Origin of the sequence: Shewanella electrica (genome assembly GCF_022321485.1) — a bacterium.
GTDB lineage: Bacteria > Pseudomonadota > Gammaproteobacteria > Enterobacterales > Shewanellaceae > Shewanella > Shewanella electrica.
In genome coordinates this window covers 1-247 of the sequence record NZ_JAKOGG010000624.1, presented here as the reverse complement: position 1 = coordinate 247, position 247 = coordinate 1, and the positions used below count along the sequence as shown (strand labels likewise).

General features: G+C 45.7%; 1 protein-coding gene. It reads left to right on the top strand.

Translation table 11 applies throughout. The annotated features are described in order from the left end of the window. Window positions 1-31: 31 nt before the first annotated feature. The coding region (locus L9G74_RS21640) for an alpha/beta hydrolase family protein (RefSeq protein WP_326521532.1) at window positions 32-247 on the top strand (216 nt) is incomplete at its 3' end.

Here is a 247-nt window from a genome sequence, read left to right as displayed (position 1 = left end):
GGCGTACATCGAGGATTGTGGTTATACGAGCGTGGAAGATGAAATTACTTACCAAGCCAAATCAATGTACCACCTCCCGAAGTGGCCACTGGTACCGACGGTTAGTTTAATTTCGAAGATTCGGGCGGGCTACAGTTATGGCGAAGCTAGTGCCATGAAGCAGTTGGCAAAAAATCATCAACCGATGATGTTCATTCACGGTGGAAAAGATGACTTTGTTCCTACCAAAATGATTGACCAGCTGTAC